Consider the following 18,545-nt stretch of genomic DNA (forward strand, 5'->3'; position numbering starts at 1 on the left):
GTCCCTTTTTCAATTTGCCCTGTCCCTTTTTGGCACAAACATGCCTGACATATCTACTCTTTCATGCTCAAGCAAATACACTTTCACATCAAGACCACCTGCATATCCCGTCAGACTGCCATTCGTCCCGACCACTCGGTGGCAGGGAATGATAATGGATATGGGATTATGCCCTACCGCACCGCCTGCTGCCTGCGCGGATATCTTCTCTTTGTGCAGCCGCTTTGCGGCTTCTTTCGCAAGTTCGCCGTAGGTGATGGTCTTGCCATATGGAATCTCGCAGAGGATTGACCAGATAGTCTGGCGGAACTCGCTGCCTATTGGTGTCAGAGGCAGTTCTGATATTGATGGCTTCTTGCCTTGAAAATATCGATCCAGCCAGTGTTTCACGTCTGTGAATACAGGAAGATCATCCCTCATCACCATCTCTTCCCCAACTGTCATCCCGAAATATTTCTGTCCTTCAATCCAAAGACCAACCAGACTGCTGCCATCGCTTGCCAGAGTCAACTGCCCCACAGGAGACATATATATTGTTGAATAGTACATAATCATTACCTTTCCTTATTCATATACACCGATAGATACACCTACAGAACCTGCCACTTGCAGTTCTCTTCGAATGCCTGAGTAACCAAAAGGGCAACCCTTGATTGGATTGCCCCATGAACATCTTATAACCAGTTCTACTTACTCGCAGGGACTCTGCAAGTTTTACTCTTACTACCCTAACACTTCTCCGCAATATCGTAGATCAGCCTCTTGGTATCTTCCCATCCAAGACACGGATCGGTAATCGACTGTCCATACACAAGATTCTCACAGATATCCTGCCTGCCTTCCACCAGGTAACTTTCGATCATAACGCCCTTCACCAGTTTCTTCAACTCAGGATTATACTTCCTGCTGTGAAGCACTTCGCTGACAATACGAATCTGCTCTCTATGCATCTTGCTGGAATTCGAATGATTGACATCCACGATAACAGCCGGATTCTTTAGATCCCTTGCTGCATACATCTGTGCAAGACGTGCAAGATCCTCATAATGGTAGTTCGGAATATTCTTACCGTATTTATCCACACCGCCTCTTAAGATCGTATGTGCCAGTTCATTTCCGCTGGTCTCCACGTCACATCCACGGTAAATAAAGCGATGTGGGTGCTGTGCCGCCGTAACGGAATTCAGCATGACTGCCAGATCTCCACTGGTTGGATTCTTCATTCCCACTGGAATATCCATTCCACTTGCAGTCAGTCGATGCTGCTGATTCTCTACCGAACGCGCACCAACTGCTTCATAAGATAATACGTCATCCAGATAACTTCTATTCTCCGGATATAACATCTCATCCGCCGTGGATAGTCCCGTCTCTTCCATAACGCGAATATGTAGTTTGCGGATTGCAATAATTCCCGCCAGAAGATCCGGCGCTTTCTCCGGGTCTGGCTGATGCAGCATTCCCTTATATCCGTCTCCGGTTGTACGCGGCTTATTAGTATAGACTCTAGGGATAATCATCAACTTATCCGATACTTTATCTGAGACTTCTTTCAGCCGTCTTACATACTCACATACAGACTCTTCGTTATCTGCCGAGCATGGACCTACAAGAAGTACGAATTTATCAGATTTTCCTGTAAATATATCCCGAATCTCGGCATCTCTTTTTTGCTTTATTTTCTTGACATTATCAGAAAGCGGATACTCAGACTTTAATACGTCTGGCAGCGGCAACTCATGATTGATTTTCATTGACATATCTCTTCCTCCGGATTAATTTCACTTTTGTCTTATTATTTAATATAATAATTTGCGCCGATTGTCAATAGGTCACTTCTGGCATCCCATTTGCCACAGGACTCCATCATCTTGATTTCAACGCGTCAGCACACTATATGATTCCTTCGCTGATCAGATAGGCAAGGAAACCCTCGCATCCTTCTACAATATCGTCATAAGTACGGTCGAAATTGCCCGTATACCACGGGTCCGCAATGTCCCTTGGGTTCTCGGAAAAATCCAGAAGTTTATATACTTTATGTTCCGAATCTGATCCGATGATTCTATCTATGTTGCGGATATTGCGGTATTCCATACCGATGATGTAATCGTAGGTCTGGTAATCCTTTTTTCTGAGTTGTACGGCATATTTGCCTTCGGTGCTGATACCGTGTTCTCTGAGTTTCCTGACGGTTCCGTGGTGGACGGGGTTGCCAAGTTCTTCAGTGCTTGTGGCAGCTGAAGCGATGTGGAATTGAGCACCTAGGTTTCTTTTTTGAACCATGTCGCGGAATACGAATTCTGCCATGGGGCTGCGGCAGATGTTGCCGTGGCAGATGAATAACACTTTTATCTTGCTCATTTTATCTCCTTATATCTTCTCAAAGCCTTGTAAATACTGGCTTTTCAGCATTTATATACATTTTTCTAAAACGGCTTTTTTTCTCATAAATTCTTGCATTTTCTCATGTTTTTCCGGGCATTTTGGTTATAAATGGGTTATTTTTCGTGTCCAGAAAGCCTTACGAAATAAGGCTTTCTGGAGTTATTTGTGCATGCTTTTGGGTTACAAACCGGTTTTTATCCAGTTCTTTCTTTGCTTCTTTCAACCTGGCAAGTTCTTTCTTCGCATCGTCATAGCCGGTATGCGTGTAAATATTAAGCGTCACGGATACATCTGAGTGTCCCATCAGATATTGCAGAGTCTTTGGATTCATTCCGGAATTTGCCATATTTGTACAATATGAATGCCTGCAGATGTGCGGGGTAATCAAGGGTAATTGTAACAAATGTTCTTTGTTGTACTTCTCTCTTGCATGCTGCATATACTTTTCCCAGTGAAGTGCAACCATTGGATTCCCATTCTTATCCAGGAACAAAAATCCCCCATATCCATCCACTGTTGGCTCTTTCTTCGTCTTTTTGCGATTCTTCAGAATACGAAGGAATGCATCTTTCACATCTTCTTCCATAGGCAGTAATCTGGTTCCGCTTGTCGTTTTTGTGGATACAATCTCATACTTCATATCTCTGGTTCTCTGCAATTGATGATCAATTCGTATCACTTCATTCTTGAAATCCAGATCTCGCACGGTAAGCCCACAAAACTCTGAAATTCTAAGCCCAGTTTTAAACAAAATATAAAATGCATCATAGTAACGGTTATAGTGTGGATCATTCTTTACAAATTCCAGGAATCTTGTCTCGTCCTCTAAGGAAACTGCTTCTCTCTTCTGACTGTCATTGACTAGTATCGTACCAAGTTCAAATCCAAATGGATTCTTAAGAATCAGATCATCATCTACAGCCATCTGAAATGCCGGTCTTAACACGCCTCTGATCGAATGAATTGAACTGTATCCTCGTCCATCTCTCTGAAGCTTAATCAGAAATATCTTCGCATCAGACAGCTTAACGTCATCCACCTTCTTATGAGAAAACTCTTCTTTTTTCAGTACATTTACGACAAAATTATAGTTTGCTAATGTATTGTGCTTTACTCCTGTTTTTAATGAAAGATATCTTTCCACCAGTTCAAGCACTGTCAACTTGCTACCAGTGATTCCCTGCATCTGTAAAGACTGTACTTTACGCTCTTTCTCTCGCAGAGAAGCATCGGCTCTTCTTCCTTCCGGCATCTTATCCGATTCTGTTAATCTCCAACTATATAATATTTTTCGCTTTCCAAGTGAATCTGTGTATTTATAACGATATCTTCCACTTGGTTCCTGCCATTCTCCCTGTTGAAGAACTCTTCCTTTATCATCACGTCTCTTTGAAATCATATTCTACCTCCAAGGGGACGCAACATGATATTGTTAGTATATCATGTAACCTCCACCTCGAACACCTCCTTCTTTTTTTTCTTTGTTTTTTATATTGCACTAAGTGTATCTACAAATCGTTCAAATCTTTCTCTCTTAATCTGCACGCGGTTTCCGTTCCACAACAGATATTCTGCATTTGGATTTTCGCTCACTAACTTGCGAAGCTTTCCTTCTCCAATACGGAAATATGCCGCTGCTTCTTCAATAGATAATGTATATTTCTTCCAGTATGGTATTTCATAATTACTCATCTGCTCATCTCCTCTCGCATCATTTTTCTTTTATGTAAGTTCCTCTGACATTGGCGGCAGGCAAGTGGCTCTATACGCATTGCCACTGCCAATGCCTTTTTTGCCAATGTAACTGCTTAAGAATCTTTTTTCAGTGAAATTGTCTTTCTGCTTTGATACCATCCATAGATTAACTGATTCTCTAAATCTTTTCTCGCATCTCTTCCAGTTCTTGCCGAAATTTCATATGCCTGCAGCTCTGCTTCCAGTTCTTCCAGGCACATCATTTTCCGTTTTCCCAGCAATTCAAGAATAAGCTTTTTGGCTTTTTCCAGTTTCGTCTCTTTCTTTGTTCCGGTATTTCCGGCAAGCAGATCATCAATGGAAATGTCATATTCTCCCATCCAGACAAGCCCGTCATCGCTCAGAGAAAATGCTACCGGATTTTCCTTTTTCGCCAAGGAATCCTTTTGCTGATAGACCACGCGGATATCCTGGCTTTTCTCTTTCTCAACTTTTTCTACAAATAAAATACTTCTGACCGCCGCAGCGATATCCACAGATCCCAGTGTACGATAATCGCTCTGCACTCCTGATGCTTTGTTCAAATGACCAATCAACACAATGGCGCATCCTGTACGTTCTGCTATATTACTAAGATTGCGAAACAACGGCCGGATCTCATTGGCTCTGTTCATATCCACATTAGCTCCCAGATAGGCCTGTATCGGATCCATGATCATCAGCCTTACATTATTCTGCCTGATTGCCTTTTCAATCCTTTCATCTGTCATGGAAAGTTGCTTTTCTTCCTCATTGATAAAACGGACTCTCGTCATATCTGCTCCACATTTTGCAAGTCTTGGCTTGATCGTATCTCCGACACCGTCCTCTGCGGTTTGGTAAAAGACATTGAATGGCTCGATTGGAAGAGCATTTGGAAGTTCTCTTCCTGCTGTACAATATGCACAAAGTGCCATTGCAAGCCATGTTTTTCCTTTTCCCGGATTTCCCTGAATCAGAGTTACTTTTCCAAATGGGATAAATGGATACCATAACCACTGCACTACTTTTTCTTCCACGTCTGACATTTTTATGACTGGGATTGGATTTTCTTCCTGTACTTGTTTCTTCTTCAAAGGGATTTCCTCTGCCATATCTTTTCTATCAATTCCTGCTGTCAGACATTCATTCCAGTCTTTCTTTACTGGTCTTAATCGCATCACCATCTTATCGTCAGGGATTTTTTCTGCAAGCTTCTCACAAGCGGCATTCCCGGCAGTATCATTATCCAGGCAAAGAAAAATCTTTCGGATATTTTTATGATCTGCAAGATACTGCATCAACGCTTTTTCGCTGACTCCGCCCAATGAAATGTAGTGATGGGTTTCCCATCCATCTCCTGTGGCGCTCAGAAAAGAAAGCAGATCGATCGGTGCTTCAAAGACAAATAACGTATCATCTGTACCCGTGTGGCTAAATCCATATGCCTTTTCCGATCCCGGTGCATCTCCCCGGTATTTTTCTTTCGTTCCTCTTATGCCTGCATAACGAACTGTTCCTTTCGGATCGCAACCAATAAATATCACGTTGTGCTTTACCGCATCTTCGTAAATTTTCCCTTCTGCAAACATCTGGTCAATAATCTTTTCAGAGATCTTTCTTTCCTTTGTCAGATACTCCCTTACTCTTTCATTGTTTTCATATACTTTTGGAAGTTGCAATTTCGCTTTTTCTGAGGGGATGGGGCAGCCTTCATGGCTGCCTGCATCCTCCTGTTCCATTTTCTTGACTTCCTGTTTATCTTCGCCAGGTGATTCATTGATTAATGATTTTACAGCTTCCGGAAATGACATATTATAAAATTCCATTAAAAAATCAATGGGATGTCCTCCTTTACTTCCGCTAAAGCGATACCACTCATTATGATCGACTGTCAGACTGTCATGCTTCATCCATCGATATTCTTTTCCTGATCTCTTCAGTTTTTCCCCTCTGGCCCTCAGAAAAGAAACCAGATCTGTTTCATTTGCTCTTGCTATCTGTTCTTCTGTATATCTTGGCATTTTCTGTTCCTCCTATAATTCCACTCCATATGATTTTTTCTTTACTCTATCTTTCTTTTGAATCTGATCTCTGCATGCTGTTTTTTCTTCTGCAAGCAAATTCTCTGGATCTGGCTGATCTTCTATCTCCATCATTACCAGATCAACGGATCTTTGTACTTTCTGCAATGGCCGAAGCTTTTCCAGAACTTCCTTTTTCTCCGCTTCTAAAGTTTCTTTCTCCTCCGTTGCATTTTTCAGATACTTTTTCCAATTGGAAACCGGCACTTTTCCTTCTGCATTCCTGTTTCCCATGACGATTCTTTTCCCTCTGTGGTACCGATTCAGTTCTTTTGCATGCTCCTTTTTAAATTTTTCCTTGCCGAAAAATTTGTTTTTATACTCTTCATAAACCGGTCGAAATGTCTCATAATCATCCCATGCCTTTATCAACTTCTTCATCTCCTGAATCAAACTGTCCGCCTCATCAAGATCGTATTGCAAATCATGCCCTCGGCTGCTCAGTTCCTGAATCCGCTGTTCCAGTTCTTCTGGTGTATCAATATTTTCATCTGACAAAAATGCAATCGTCTCTGCAAGCTGTTTCAGATTTGTATTCATTGCTTTCTGACTTCCATATTGATAGGTTCTTGCCACTCGGTTTCTCTCGTTATAATATTGCTGCAAATACCCGGCCAGCGTTGGCTTCTGCACATAATGCATCTGCCTTTTCAGTTCATATATTTTTTCTGATATCCAAGATTTCAGCACTGTGATTTCCATACCTATCTGATTAAACTGACTGATCAGCCGGTTCAGATTTCCTAATGCAGTCCGGATTCCTTTTGCTTCCATTGCGCGTACATGTGGTCCTTCATGAATCATCGGGATTCGGTCAATTCCCCGTTCTTTGAAAGAACGTGCATCGACCCGAACAGATAATCCTTTTTCTTTAAACTTTTCATTGCACCGATTTTCCCAGTTTTTTCGCAGATAGATCAGCATCTCCTTGCTACTCCATCCGGTTGTGGATACTGCACGGTATGCCTGTTTTCCATTTTTATCCAAAACCGGATTCCCCTGCTCATCCATCACCGATATCTTCTTTTCTTTTATCCCCCAGGTTCCATCTTCCTTCAGAGGACGGATCGGAACTAAGATGTGGATATGTGGATTAGGTTCTGCACCTTTCGGCCGCACTGGATCATGAATTGCAAAATCGGCAATCATGCCTCTGGACACCAGTTCTTCCTGGACAAATGCTCGTGCCATTTCAATGTTTTCTTCCATGGAAAACTCGTTCATGAGCGTAATATCAAAGCTGTGAGCCAGCTGTGCTTTTCTTCCGGACTCTGCCCATTCCAACGCATTCCACAAAGTTTCCCTGTCAGCATATTCCCTGGGTGCATGGTCCGGCAGACAAATTTCTGCCATGACCACGCCACGTTTTCTTGTAAAATCACTGGATTCTCCATAGTAGGTACTGTAAAGCTTTTCTCCTGCGCGATATGCAGCCTGAGCAATCACGGACTGTCCTCTGCTTCTCTTCACCTGTGTTAAATGAAAATGATAGCTTGCCATCTCCTACTCCTTTCTGCTGGACTTCCAATATCCAGCTTCTTTTAAGTTTTCAATGGTGCTTTGAAGTTCTGCTTCTCCTGCTTCTATACGATCTCTTCTTCCAACAACCATTTTTGCAATCTCATCACAAAGAACCGGATCCGAGAAAATCTTTTCTGCCAGAAGAAAGAACTCTGCTTTATCAAGCAATTCCACATCTTTGCAAATACATTCAATCGCAGCTCCCCTTGTAATCAGGCGACTCACTCTCGCTTTTTTCGATTTATTCACCTTATATTCTGTAACATTCTGCAATCGCTGCATCTTGTGTTCTAATTGCAGTTTTTTCAATTCTTCCGCTTCGATTTTCGATTCAATCCCTGCGATTTCATTTTGTGTACGTGTTACATATTCCTGAAAATTTTCTTTTTTTGCCATAATCAACTTCCTCCTGTTATTTCTCTTTTCATGTTTCTTTTTATGGGTTAGGCATCTATGCCGGAAGGGATACCCCCTTCACCGGATGCAATCCGAAAACTTCTTTTGGAATAGCTTCCAGAAAGAAGTACCCTTCCGGAGGACGCACATACTTGCTAAAGTATATAAGTGCGCTCTTCCGCTTAAGCTTCAGAGATCTGTCTACTCAAACGGCAGCTCCTCATTTTCCGGTACACTCATAAATCCATCTTTCTCATCTTTGAAATCTGTATCGGATGCTTTCTTGCTTTCAGCAAAAAAATGTTCTTCCACAACAACATTGCTGATGTATCTTTTCACTCCTTCGCTGTCCGTATAACTCCCCGTGCGGATATTTCCGCTGATGACGATCTTGGTTCCTTTTTTCAAATAGCTTTCTGCAAATTCTGCATTCTTTCCGAACGTCACGCAGGAAATAAAATCTGCTTTCCTTTCCCGGTCTTTTCCATATCTTCGGTCAACCGCTAACGTATATCTCGCCATTGCAGTTTTGTTATCATCCTGCAAATATTTAATCTCCGGAGCTTTTGTAAGCCGTCCCATTAAAATCACTTTGTTCATCGCATCTTCCTCCTTTTTTGTTCTGATTTACTTGTTCCATATGAATCAGGCCTGAATTCAATCGAGAGCATGAAAACAATTTCTTTGCCACTGCATCAGACTTTCTTTTTTACGCCCTCATATAACGAAACGCTCAGAGGGTAAAATACAGTGGGCAAATGCAAAAAATTTTATTTTTTTGTTTTTGTCTCTCACATATACAAAAGAAGAACGGTGTTTTTACAGGGTGTTGGAGAATAATTTTTTATTTTTGCACAAAAAAATAGCTATAAGAGTCCATTTTTGAAATCTTATAGCTTTGCTATGCATGATATTAAATTGTATTTCTAATCATCAATTATTTCCCAGTGCCCATTGGAACCACGACCAACAAATCGAACAATACCTATATCTTTGATGTGACGTTTTACAGTCTTGGAACTTATTCCTAACGTCATTGCCATTTTTTCTGTACTGATTTTATTGTCCTTTTTTATCATATTCAATATTTGGATTTCCAACGGATTGGTCTCTTTTTTCTGAGGGACATTCCGAGGGACATTCCGAGGGACATCCTGAGGGACATTGTAATTTAAATTTGGCATCACAACTGTAAACTGGTACCGATCTGATCTAAAAGACGGCTTTTTACTTTCATCATAATTAATCTGAAATTCATAGCCACCGATAATCTTTCCGAATCCACTACCTTTACGTTCCATATATCCTAGCCGATTAAATATATCTGCCAAAACCGGGTTTCTTCTCGTTGACGGAACAGTAAGCGGATCTCTGTCCTGAATAATGGAACCGTCTGGCATGCCTCCCGGCGAATAAATTTCCATACGATCATCGTAAATATCAATATGCACTTCACTGCCATTCACAAGATAATCTCTATGCGCCAATGCATTAACCAATGCTTCATGATAACTACGTTCTACATATTCCGGCATTTCTTCTCTAGAATTAGCAGTCTTGCGCCACATTAATTTCGCATTTCTCTTAATAAATGCTTCTCCATTATCAATCAAGGACAATACACTTCCAGAATATTCTGCATCGTCAAATGCATCTATTGTACCACCACTTTTGTTTAGTCCATTCCACCGGGTACAAAACAGTCTTGACCATCGGATAGGGCTTTCATCTGCAACCAAGGCTCCGGCATTTGTTAGATATCCTTGCTCATTCGCCAGACCAAATGATACAAGATCCTTCTCATCAAAACTATTTCCTGTCCATTTTTTATATCTTTCCCGGAGTTTGGAAAAGGCAAAATCTTCCACTTTATACGTAGAAATCTGTGAATCATAAGATGTATTTCTACCGCGCAATACCAGTCTTTTCAATTCCGTTGATGTCGCTTTCACACTCTCGTTTCCAACACGGACATATGCTTCCAGCACACCATCACCCGAATAATAGTACGGTGTCTCTTCACCTTTAAAAATATCCAGTATAATTAATACTTTTCCATCTTCGACCTGTTCAAATCGAAGACGAAATTCTGGAATTGGATTCATCCTTGTCTTAATGATTTCACTTATTTTTTCAGCATCACTATTCGGATTCTCAAGTCCTACAATTTCATCATTGTCGGCTATTCCAAAGATTAATGCTCCACCAAGTGTATTTGCAAAAGCACTTACGCTTTTACACCAACTCTTTGGTTTCTTCGCTTCCAAAGTTAGCTTTTTATCATATTCAGTTGCTTCACCGATTAATTGTTTTATATCCAAGCTTTCCACCAACTTTCTGCAATCAACGTGTTATTTCTTGCTTTCCATTCGTTCTCTAAGATCTGTTAGTTTTTCCCCCTGATAGCTAAAATATGCAGTTCCCTGTACCTGATAATCATATTCCAACAACTGCTGTGCTAATGCTGATAAAGATGTCGTAACTCCTTTATAAGCAATATGCCTATCGTCAATGACCTTCACAACCACCGATGCATCATTAATAAAAACCAATTCAGCATTCTGAGGAATGCCATATTTACTAAATCTGAATGGTCCACGCCTACTTTCTTTTGCGACTTCTGCAGCTGTTTCCTCATCCAAAATTTCATGTCCCTCTGGTGCCATTTTCTTCAATCGTTCTTCTGTTCCACTGATTTTTGCAATACTGTCTAGTAAGTCATAGGCATCTTCCGGGCTCATGGCATAAAATTCTCTTTTTCTCTCTTTTCCATCAAAATTTTCTATTGATCTTAAATCTGGATTCAATTTATCAATCAAATCATGCAAAACAAGATCTGTCAGATTTGATTCCACTTCATATACAGCATATGCACGAAATGCAAATGGAATAGTTTCACTTCGATTTAGTTGCTTCATTCTCTTTTCTAAATCTTTTGCATATCCTATTTTCACATAATCAGGGAATGATGGATTAGTCAGTATGTAAATTACTCCTTTACTCATTGCAAACACACTCTCCCTACATTTTATTCATTTCCATATGGCATTTTAGATTCCGCAACCATAGACAATGTATTCTGCTCATCAAGACTATACTTCACTTTCTTATGCTCTGGCTCAGTAAATGTAGACGAACCACCGATACCAAAATACTTTTCAAAGAAAGACTTCAGTTTGTCAATGACACCTTGTTTCTTCTTGGCTCTGCCACCACCGCCAAATCGTGAAATCGGTGGCATAAGTTTATCTATATCCGTTCCGGCTGTTTTTATTTCTCCGTCACGGAACGCATTTTCCATAAACTTCCGTGTATCTTCTGGTTTTAGCTTTTCTTCTGTGATAATCGCATTAAGGTCATGGTCACGCTGTTCCACCACAAACTCGTGCCATTCATTCATGACATCATCCACATCGTTGATTCCTGCAATAAAAGTTTCAATAAGCTGTTTCTTGCTACGCAGTTCCGGGCTGGCATCAATCGCCTTATTAATGGTAATCAGAACTTCCTTGTCTTCGCAATGGGTATCATGGTACTTCTTTACGAGCATGAGAATATAATCGATGTTAATTTCTATTTGCCGGATCAGTTCAATCTCAAATACTACATCATCTGTAATATCCGTACTTTCCTGACGCTTGCGTTTCCACTCATCACGTAAGTCCTGATAACGACCAAGATAATCCTGTAAATCACGTTCGGAAATCAGCTCATTCCCCTTGAACTCGTCAAAGGAAAGCAGGAGATTTCTCATACGAAGAATCGCACCAAACAAAGCAATAAAATCCTTCTGATTCTGCTCTCTGACAATCTGTGGGTCTGACAGAGGAAACTTATTGTTCAAATCTTCCACCATATCCACATATCCTGGCATTGACTTGCCATCTACAGATTCATATCCGTAATAATAATCCTTAAAGCTCTGCAATAGAACAATTCCTCCGGCATTCTTGTCTCCAAACAGGGAAATAGCACTATCCACACGCTTTTGCAGATTTCGGAAACATACAATATTTCCAAAGGTCTTGATAGAATTCAGAATACGGTTGGTACGGGAAAATGCCTGTATCAATCCGTGCATTTTCAAATTCTTGTCTACCCACAACGTATTCATAGTTGTGGCATCAAAACCTGTAAGGAACATATTTACTACGATCAGAATATCCAGCTCCTTGTTTTTCATACGAAGCGACACATCTTTATAGTAATTTTGGAATTTATCACTTGAGGTATCGTAATTCGTATGGAACATTTTATTATAATCGTCAATAGCTTCTTCCAGAAATTCTCTGGATGGCTGATCAAGGGCAGAGGTATCCTCTGAATTTTCTTCATCCAGAATACCATCTGATTCTTCCTCATTTGCACCATAACTGAAAATGGTTGCAACTCGAAGCTTCTTGGTCGGGTCTGCTGCCATCTGCTTCTTAAATTCCTGATAATACAGTTTTGCCATCGGAACGCTTGATACTGCAAAAATGGAATTAAAACCACTGATACGCTGTTTCTGCTTGATTTCCTCTACCTCATCCCGTTTAGCAGAAGCCACTTCTGCAATATTAGTCAGCGTATTATATATATATGTTTTATCCCCACGATAAGTCTTCTGGTCAAAATGTTCCAGTATGTACTGTGTTACAATTCGAATACGTTCAGGAGCCATCATAACCTTTTCACGGTTGATGTCCCAGACCATCTCATCTGTGATTTCTTCCTCCACATCCACCGTTTTAATATAATCCACCCGGAATGGAAGAACATTTTTATCATTAATAGCATCCACAATCGTATAACTGTGGAGCTGATCTCCAAAAGTCTGACCTGTAGTAAAGAACTCTGGATTCTTGGCTCTGCCGGAATTAACAGAGAAAATCGGTGTTCCTGTAAATCCAAACAGATGATATTTCTTGAAATTCTTTACAATCGCAGTGTGCATATCCCCAAACTGACTACGGTGGCACTCATCGAAAATAATAACGATATGTTTCGTATACACTTCATGCCCCGGATTCTTTTTTATAAAGGTAGCCAGTTTCTGGATTGTAGTTATAATGATGTGTGCGTCCGGATCTTCCAACTGCCGTTTTAATATAGCAGTCGAGGTGTTGCTGTTGGCTGCCCCTTTTTCAAAACGATCATATTCTTTCATGGTCTGGTAGTCCAGATCCTTTCGGTCAACTACAAACAGCACCTTGTCAATATAAGGCAACTTTGATGCCAGTCTTGCCGTCTTGAACGAAGTCAGCGTCTTGCCGGAACCTGTAGTATGCCAGATATAACCACCACCCTCAACACTGCCGTACTTCTTATAATTATTAGCAATTTCAATACGATTGAGAATTCGCTCCGTAGCCGTAATCTGGTATGGACGCATGACCATCAGCATATCTTCTGATGTAAAAATACAGTATTTCGTAAGGATATTCAGAATCGTATGCTTTGCAAAAAAAGTCTTTGTAAAATCAATCAGATCAGGAATTACACGGTTATTGGCATCTGCCCAGAAACAAGTAAACTCAAAACTGTTACTGGTCTTGGTCTTACTTGCTCCCCGTTTCTCATGCTCCTTTTCCGCATTCCGTCTGGTGCTGTTAGAATAATACTTTGTATTTGTACCATTGGAAATGACAAAAATCTGAATGTACTCATACAGTCCGCATCCTGCCCAGAAGGAATCCCTCTGGTAGCGGTTAATCTGGTTGAAAGCCTCACGGATGGCAACACCTCTGCGTTTCAGTTCAATATGCACAAGAGGCAGACCGTTTACCAATACTGTAACATCATAGCGATTGTCATGCTTCGCACCATTCTCTGTGCCAACCACATATTGATTGATGACCTGCAGCCTGTTATTATGGATATTCTTTTTATCTATGAGTGTAATATTCTTGGAAGAACCGTCATCACGGGTCAAGACTTGTACATTATCCTCCTGTATCTTCCGGGTCTTTTCCACGATATGCTCATTGGGATTAGCAACGGCATTTTTGAAGAAATCATCCCATTCTGTGTCTGAAAACTGATAGTTATTCAGTTCCTCTAATTTTTTACGGAGATTGGCAATCAGGTCTTTCTCCGTGTGAATAGGCAGATATTCATATCCCTGTTCACAGAGCAGACGGATAAACTCCTGTTCCAGTTCTGCTTCGCTCTGGTAACTATCAGAACGTTTCTTGACTGGCTCATATTCTGTGACAACGGTATTCTCCGATGTCTCCGCTATAATATTAAAGTACGGCACACTCTCGCCTCCTTACTTTGGTAATTCTTTAAAGGATAACAGCTTATCCCTGTAATATTCATATTGCTCCTGACGTGCTTCGATTTCTGCTGGAAGTCCTGCGGACAGGTCATTGCAAAGGCTATGAAATTTATTCAACACATTTACAATCTCCTGCTGTTTTTCTATACTCGGAATAACAAGCTGATATTCTGCAATCGTTTTTCCCGTTAAGGATGCTCTGGTTGTAAATGCACAATGGCTTGTAACATACTTCCTGAAATCTTCCGTAGCAAAGCAAAATGCACAATATTCCGGCAACAAATAATTTGTTTTTGGAGTTGCCTTAATCGTAAATCCATTAAATACACAATCGCCAATATCATCAAGCATTACCGATGACCAACCAACATCTTCTGCTGTCTCTGACGTTCTGGTAAAAAACACATCTCCACGGTGAACTCCCAACTTTTCAATTTCTGCAGGAGTGCATTCAACCAGTGCGGTAATATCCTCTCCCTTAAGAAATCTGTTATTATAAACATCCGTATATCGGATAAAAGGAATACCTGAACCAAAGAAATCCTTTCCCTTGCTCAGTCCATTACGGAAATCAAATAAACTTCCCATTGGCAGCGTAACATAACCAAACACATATTGAATGAGCTTAATTGTGCTCAGCTCTGTCTGTCTGTCTGTCTGTCTGTCTGTCTGTCTGTCTGTCATGAGCGTGCTGCCCGTTTCAGCAAATGTCAAGAGCAAATCTCGATAATATTCATATTGCTTCTGGCGTGCTTCGATTTCGGCTGGCAAGCCAATATTCAAGTCCGTACAAATAACATCAAAATGTTCGATTACCTGTACCAACCTTTTTTGCGTATCAAGCGGTGGAACAGAAATAAGCACTCTTCCAATATCATCCTTATTTATTTTTGTAGGTGTTGCATCCCACAATATCCATTTACTTAATTCTCTTCTGCCCCAACCACTTTCCAAATAATACTTCAAATATTTGCTATCAAGAATGTCTGCATTTGGACGCAACAATGCCAGCGAAACATAATAAGCTAAATCATCATTTCGCTCTACTACTGTACATTTTCCAATAATCCCTGCAGTAATCCTTGTCATAAAAACATCACCTATGCGGGGTTTAATTTTATATTTCGCATAAGCTTCTGTCGAAATGAATTTTTGTGTTCCATACAAATCATCAATGTTTTCTACACTCACAAATGGTATTCCACCGTTAGTATATTTTGGTGTTTGATGTGTTCCGTCATAAATTTCACAAACAGTATTCAGCTTAACTTTTTCAGATTTACACTCTTTTTGTATTAAAGTGTCTCTGTAAAAACTATACTGTTTTTTCCGAGCTGTAAGCTCGGCTGTAAGCTCGGCTGTAAGTAACGTGAAAGAGTCCAAAATATGGACTATTTTACGTTGTACCTCCAGAGGAGGTACAGGGAGCATAAACTCCTCTATCATAGGCTTTCTTATAGATTTCACGGTCGCACTTACAGCCTTACGCATAATAAAGTTCTTAAAAAAGGCGCGAAAATAATGATAAGCGAACTTAACATCGACTGAATTATCAGTAAAATGTATACGATACACCCTTTGATGAATAGCATATTTGCCATTCACATAATGGTATATTTCTCCAATCCCACCTTCTCCAGGTATAATAATTGCTTCTTCATCATATTCCCATTCGTTTTTTCTTTTCACTGTTTGTGAACGTATAAAAAATGGATACTTTCCATCTTCCTGTGCTTCATTGCCATTACTGCTTCCAGTTCCAACTTCTGCCAATTTTTTTATTGGTTTATATTCAACTCCGTCAGGACAGAATTCTTGAATCAAATCATCAATTTTACTCATTTTTCTGCCCTCCACTTAATTTATGATATTGTTTTTTCCATGCACGAGACGGCTTTCTACAAATACCATCTTCAGATGTAAAAGCACAAATATTTGTAATGGAATTATTAGCACATATATCTGGGTTATTTGCTCTGCATCCATATGTCTGCACTTCCGTGTCAAGTTCATTTAACGGGGCATTAAAAGACACTTTTAATTCTTTTGTACTCATGAGTTCACCTCGATTTCTGCGATGATCTTATCAATCTCATCACGAAGCACTTGCTCACGAGCAACAATTTCTTTTATTTCTGCATTCAGCTTCACGATGTCAATTTTCTCTCTGGTATCTTCGGCTTCAACATAAGTGGATACAGACAAATTATAATCATTACCAGATACTTCTTCATAGCTTGCCAGATGTGCAAAATGCTCCACTTCTTCACGCTTGGCAAACACATCCACAATACGATCAATATTCTCTGGGGTCAGTTTATTATTGTTAGTAACCTTCACACACTCGCTTGTGGCATCAATAAACAGGGTCTTGTTGTCTGTCTTGTTCTTTTTCATTACCATAATACAGGTTGCAATCGAAGTACCGAAGAACAGATTACTTGGCAACTGAATAATGCAATCCACATAATTGTTGTCTACCAGATATTTACGGATTTTCTGTTCTGCACCACCACGATACATAATTCCCGGAAAGCATACAATGGCAGCTGTTCCATTAGGCGCAAGCCATGACAAACTGTGCATGATAAATGCCATATCAGCCTTACTCTTCGGAGCCAGAACTCCTGCCGGAGCAAATCGTGGATCGTTAATAAGCAGAGGATTATCATTTCCTGCCCATTTAATGGAATAAGGTGGATTAGACACAATCAACTCAAATGGCTCATCATCCCAATGTTGCGGACTAAGTAAGGTATCTTCACAGGCTATATCAAATTTATCAAATCCTACATCATGCAGAAACATATTAATACGGCACAAATTATAGGTTGTGATATTGATCTCCTGCCCATAAAAGCCATTACGGATAGCATCCTTGCCAAGAATTTTCTCAGCCTTCAGAAGCAATGAACCTGAACCACAAGCCGGATCATATACTTTATTGATTTCTGTTTTCCCTACAGTTCCAAGACGTGTGAGTAATTCGGATACATCTGCCGGAGTAAAGAACTCTCCACCAGATTTTCCGGCATTCGATGCATACATAGTCATAAGGTACTCATACGCATCACCAAAGGCATCAATGGAATGGTCTTTCACATCTCCCAAATTCATTTCGCCTACGCCATTCAGCAGTTTTACAAGTTTTTCATTACGCTTTGCAACTGTAGAACCCAGTTTATTGCTGTTTACATCATAGTCATCGAACAGTCCGGCAAAGTCGCTCTCTGCCTCACTGCCCTTCGCTGATTCCTCGATATGTCGGAACACACGCTCCAGTGTTTCATTTAAGTTTTCATCATTCGCAGCATTGGCACGGACATTACAGAAAAGTTCACTCGGAAGGATAAAAAATCCTTTTTCCTCTACCAGTCCTTCTCTTGCTTCTTCTGCATCCTCATCCGTCATTTTTGCAAAATCAAAATCCGTATTGCCCGCATCAATCTCACCGCTGTTTATGTAATTACACAGGTTTTCGGAAATATAACGATAGAACATTGTGCCAAGAACATAATTTTTGAAGTCCCAACCATCAACTGCTCCACGCAATTCATCTGCAATCGCCCATATTGCACGGTGCAGTTCATCACGTTCCTGTTCCTTTTTGGTATCAACCATTCTCTTTTCCTCCGTTATCCTCTGGTACAAATTCCAGAATATCGTCAACGTCACAGTTCAGAACACGGCATATATTCTCTACGCTTTCGAGGGAAATATACCCATTACGTTTCAGCCGTGTGATGATATTTGCGGAGAAGCCAGCCTCCTGCTGCAACTGTGCATTCGTCATATTTTTTTCTATCAGTAAATGGAATAATTTTTTGTAACTGACCGCCATGTCATCCCTCCATTATTTTGTCAACAGATATAGGAATAGAGTATCACGAAAACGTGAATTTTTCAATCTATACAAAACTGTATTTGTAATACTAAACATGCAAAAAAGCCATAAGATTTCTCTTTTCAAAATCTTACAGCTTTTCTATCATGTTGCGTCCCAAACATCATCTATATTTACATGTAATACCTACACAAAATCCCGTGGGTTATTTTCGGGTTATTTTTCAGCTGCCTATGCCTTCCGGACCTTGATTTTACTGACTTTTGGGAGAAGCTTTCAAAGAGTGCCGTGGCAAACGAATAATACTTTTATCATAAACAAAAATCCTCCTAAAATG

General features: G+C 40.3%; 16 protein-coding genes. All 16 read right to left on the bottom strand.

Features of this window, described 5'->3' with window-relative positions:
- Positions 1-9: 9 nt before the first annotated feature.
- Positions 10-549, bottom strand: a complete 540-nt coding sequence (locus ACQRBN_RS15000) for a methylated-DNA--[protein]-cysteine S-methyltransferase (RefSeq protein ID WP_427739839.1) — start codon at positions 547-549, stop codon at positions 10-12.
- Positions 550-728: 179 nt separating this feature from the next.
- Positions 729-1,760, bottom strand: coding sequence for a 3-deoxy-7-phosphoheptulonate synthase (locus ACQRBN_RS15005; RefSeq protein ID WP_427739840.1), 1,032 nt, complete (start codon positions 1,758-1,760; stop codon positions 729-731).
- 133 nt (positions 1,761-1,893) lie between these two features.
- Positions 1,894-2,364, bottom strand: a complete 471-nt coding sequence (locus tag ACQRBN_RS15010; protein ID WP_427739841.1) for a low molecular weight protein-tyrosine-phosphatase — start codon at positions 2,362-2,364, stop codon at positions 1,894-1,896.
- Between the two features lie 160 nt (positions 2,365-2,524).
- Positions 2,525-3,787 (bottom strand): tyrosine-type recombinase/integrase, encoded by a 1,263-nt coding sequence (locus ACQRBN_RS15015; RefSeq protein WP_427739842.1) that lies wholly within the window; start codon positions 3,785-3,787, stop codon positions 2,525-2,527.
- Between the two features lie 89 nt (positions 3,788-3,876).
- Entirely contained in the window at positions 3,877-4,080 is a 204-nt protein-coding gene (locus tag ACQRBN_RS15020) for an excisionase (protein WP_118030255.1), read from the bottom strand.
- A 116-nt stretch (positions 4,081-4,196) separates the two neighbouring features.
- Complete coding sequence (locus ACQRBN_RS15025; RefSeq protein ID WP_427739843.1) at positions 4,197-6,125, bottom strand: AAA family ATPase; 1,929 nt, start codon at positions 6,123-6,125, stop codon at positions 4,197-4,199.
- Between the two features lie 12 nt (positions 6,126-6,137).
- Positions 6,138-7,685 carry a MobQ family relaxase gene (gene mobQ / locus ACQRBN_RS15030; protein ID WP_427739844.1) on the bottom strand — a complete coding sequence of 516 codons (1,548 nt, stop codon included), beginning with the start codon at positions 7,683-7,685 and terminating at the stop codon, positions 6,138-6,140.
- A 3-nt stretch (positions 7,686-7,688) separates the two neighbouring features.
- Positions 7,689-8,102: a DUF3847 domain-containing protein gene (locus ACQRBN_RS15035; RefSeq protein WP_427739845.1), complete on the bottom strand. Its 414-nt coding sequence runs from the start codon at positions 8,100-8,102 to the stop codon at positions 7,689-7,691.
- Between the two features lie 201 nt (positions 8,103-8,303).
- On the bottom strand, positions 8,304-8,702 hold the full coding sequence (locus ACQRBN_RS15040; protein ID WP_427739846.1) for a single-stranded DNA-binding protein: 399 nt from the start codon (positions 8,700-8,702) through the stop codon (positions 8,304-8,306).
- Positions 8,703-9,028: 326 nt separating this feature from the next.
- Positions 9,029-10,423: an ATP-binding protein gene (locus tag ACQRBN_RS15045; RefSeq protein WP_427739847.1), complete on the bottom strand. Its 1,395-nt coding sequence runs from the start codon at positions 10,421-10,423 to the stop codon at positions 9,029-9,031.
- Between the two features lie 30 nt (positions 10,424-10,453).
- Positions 10,454-11,107: a GIY-YIG nuclease family protein gene (locus ACQRBN_RS15050; RefSeq protein ID WP_055238693.1), complete on the bottom strand. Its 654-nt coding sequence runs from the start codon at positions 11,105-11,107 to the stop codon at positions 10,454-10,456.
- Positions 11,108-11,130: 23 nt separating this feature from the next.
- Positions 11,131-14,343 (bottom strand): type I restriction endonuclease subunit R, encoded by a 3,213-nt coding sequence (locus tag ACQRBN_RS15055; RefSeq protein WP_427739848.1) that lies wholly within the window; start codon positions 14,341-14,343, stop codon positions 11,131-11,133.
- A gap of 12 nt (positions 14,344-14,355) precedes the next feature.
- The gene (locus ACQRBN_RS15060) at positions 14,356-16,206 is read right to left on the bottom strand and encodes a restriction endonuclease subunit S (protein WP_427739849.1); all 1,851 of its coding nucleotides are present in this window, start codon (positions 16,204-16,206) and stop codon (positions 14,356-14,358) included.
- Positions 16,199-16,420: a hypothetical protein gene (locus ACQRBN_RS15065; RefSeq protein ID WP_021885192.1), complete on the bottom strand. Its 222-nt coding sequence runs from the start codon at positions 16,418-16,420 to the stop codon at positions 16,199-16,201. The genes ACQRBN_RS15060 and ACQRBN_RS15065 overlap by 8 nt, the downstream gene beginning before the upstream one ends.
- On the bottom strand, positions 16,417-17,985 hold the full coding sequence (locus tag ACQRBN_RS15070) for a type I restriction-modification system subunit M (RefSeq protein WP_427739851.1): 1,569 nt from the start codon (positions 17,983-17,985) through the stop codon (positions 16,417-16,419). The genes ACQRBN_RS15065 and ACQRBN_RS15070 overlap by 4 nt, the downstream gene beginning before the upstream one ends.
- Positions 17,978-18,205 (bottom strand): helix-turn-helix domain-containing protein, encoded by a 228-nt coding sequence (locus tag ACQRBN_RS15075; RefSeq protein WP_427739852.1) that lies wholly within the window; start codon positions 18,203-18,205, stop codon positions 17,978-17,980. The genes ACQRBN_RS15070 and ACQRBN_RS15075 overlap by 8 nt, the downstream gene beginning before the upstream one ends.
- Positions 18,206-18,545 lie beyond the last annotated feature (340 nt).

Source organism: Bariatricus sp. SGI.154 (assembly GCF_050313795.1).
Classification (GTDB): Bacteria; Bacillota; Clostridia; order Lachnospirales; family Lachnospiraceae; genus CAMBRQ01.

Excerpts from the sequence above, each read along its gene's own strand:
- ACQRBN_RS15000 (WP_427739839.1), bottom strand. The coding sequence starts at position 549 with ATGTACTATTCAACAATATATATGTCTCCTGTGGGGCAGTTGACTCTG.
- ACQRBN_RS15005 (WP_427739840.1), bottom strand. The coding sequence starts at position 1,760 with ATGTCAATGAAAATCAATCATGAGTTGCCGCTGCCAGACGTATTAAAG.
- ACQRBN_RS15010 (WP_427739841.1), bottom strand. The coding sequence starts at position 2,364 with ATGAGCAAGATAAAAGTGTTATTCATCTGCCACGGCAACATCTGCCGC.
- ACQRBN_RS15015 (WP_427739842.1), bottom strand. The coding sequence starts at position 3,787 with ATGATTTCAAAGAGACGTGATGATAAAGGAAGAGTTCTTCAACAGGGA.
- ACQRBN_RS15020 (WP_118030255.1), bottom strand. The coding sequence starts at position 4,080 with ATGAGTAATTATGAAATACCATACTGGAAGAAATATACATTATCTATT.
- ACQRBN_RS15025 (WP_427739843.1), bottom strand. The coding sequence starts at position 6,125 with ATGCCAAGATATACAGAAGAACAGATAGCAAGAGCAAATGAAACAGAT.
- mobQ (WP_427739844.1), bottom strand. The coding sequence starts at position 7,685 with ATGGCAAGCTATCATTTTCATTTAACACAGGTGAAGAGAAGCAGAGGA.
- ACQRBN_RS15035 (WP_427739845.1), bottom strand. The coding sequence starts at position 8,102 with ATGGCAAAAAAAGAAAATTTTCAGGAATATGTAACACGTACACAAAAT.
- ACQRBN_RS15040 (WP_427739846.1), bottom strand. The coding sequence starts at position 8,702 with ATGAACAAAGTGATTTTAATGGGACGGCTTACAAAAGCTCCGGAGATT.
- ACQRBN_RS15050 (WP_055238693.1), bottom strand. The coding sequence starts at position 11,107 with ATGAGTAAAGGAGTAATTTACATACTGACTAATCCATCATTCCCTGAT.
- ACQRBN_RS15060 (WP_427739849.1), bottom strand. The coding sequence starts at position 16,206 with ATGAGTAAAATTGATGATTTGATTCAAGAATTCTGTCCTGACGGAGTT.
- ACQRBN_RS15065 (WP_021885192.1), bottom strand. The coding sequence starts at position 16,420 with ATGAGTACAAAAGAATTAAAAGTGTCTTTTAATGCCCCGTTAAATGAA.
- ACQRBN_RS15070 (WP_427739851.1), bottom strand. The coding sequence starts at position 17,985 with ATGGTTGATACCAAAAAGGAACAGGAACGTGATGAACTGCACCGTGCA.
- ACQRBN_RS15075 (WP_427739852.1), bottom strand. The coding sequence starts at position 18,205 with ATGGCGGTCAGTTACAAAAAATTATTCCATTTACTGATAGAAAAAAAT.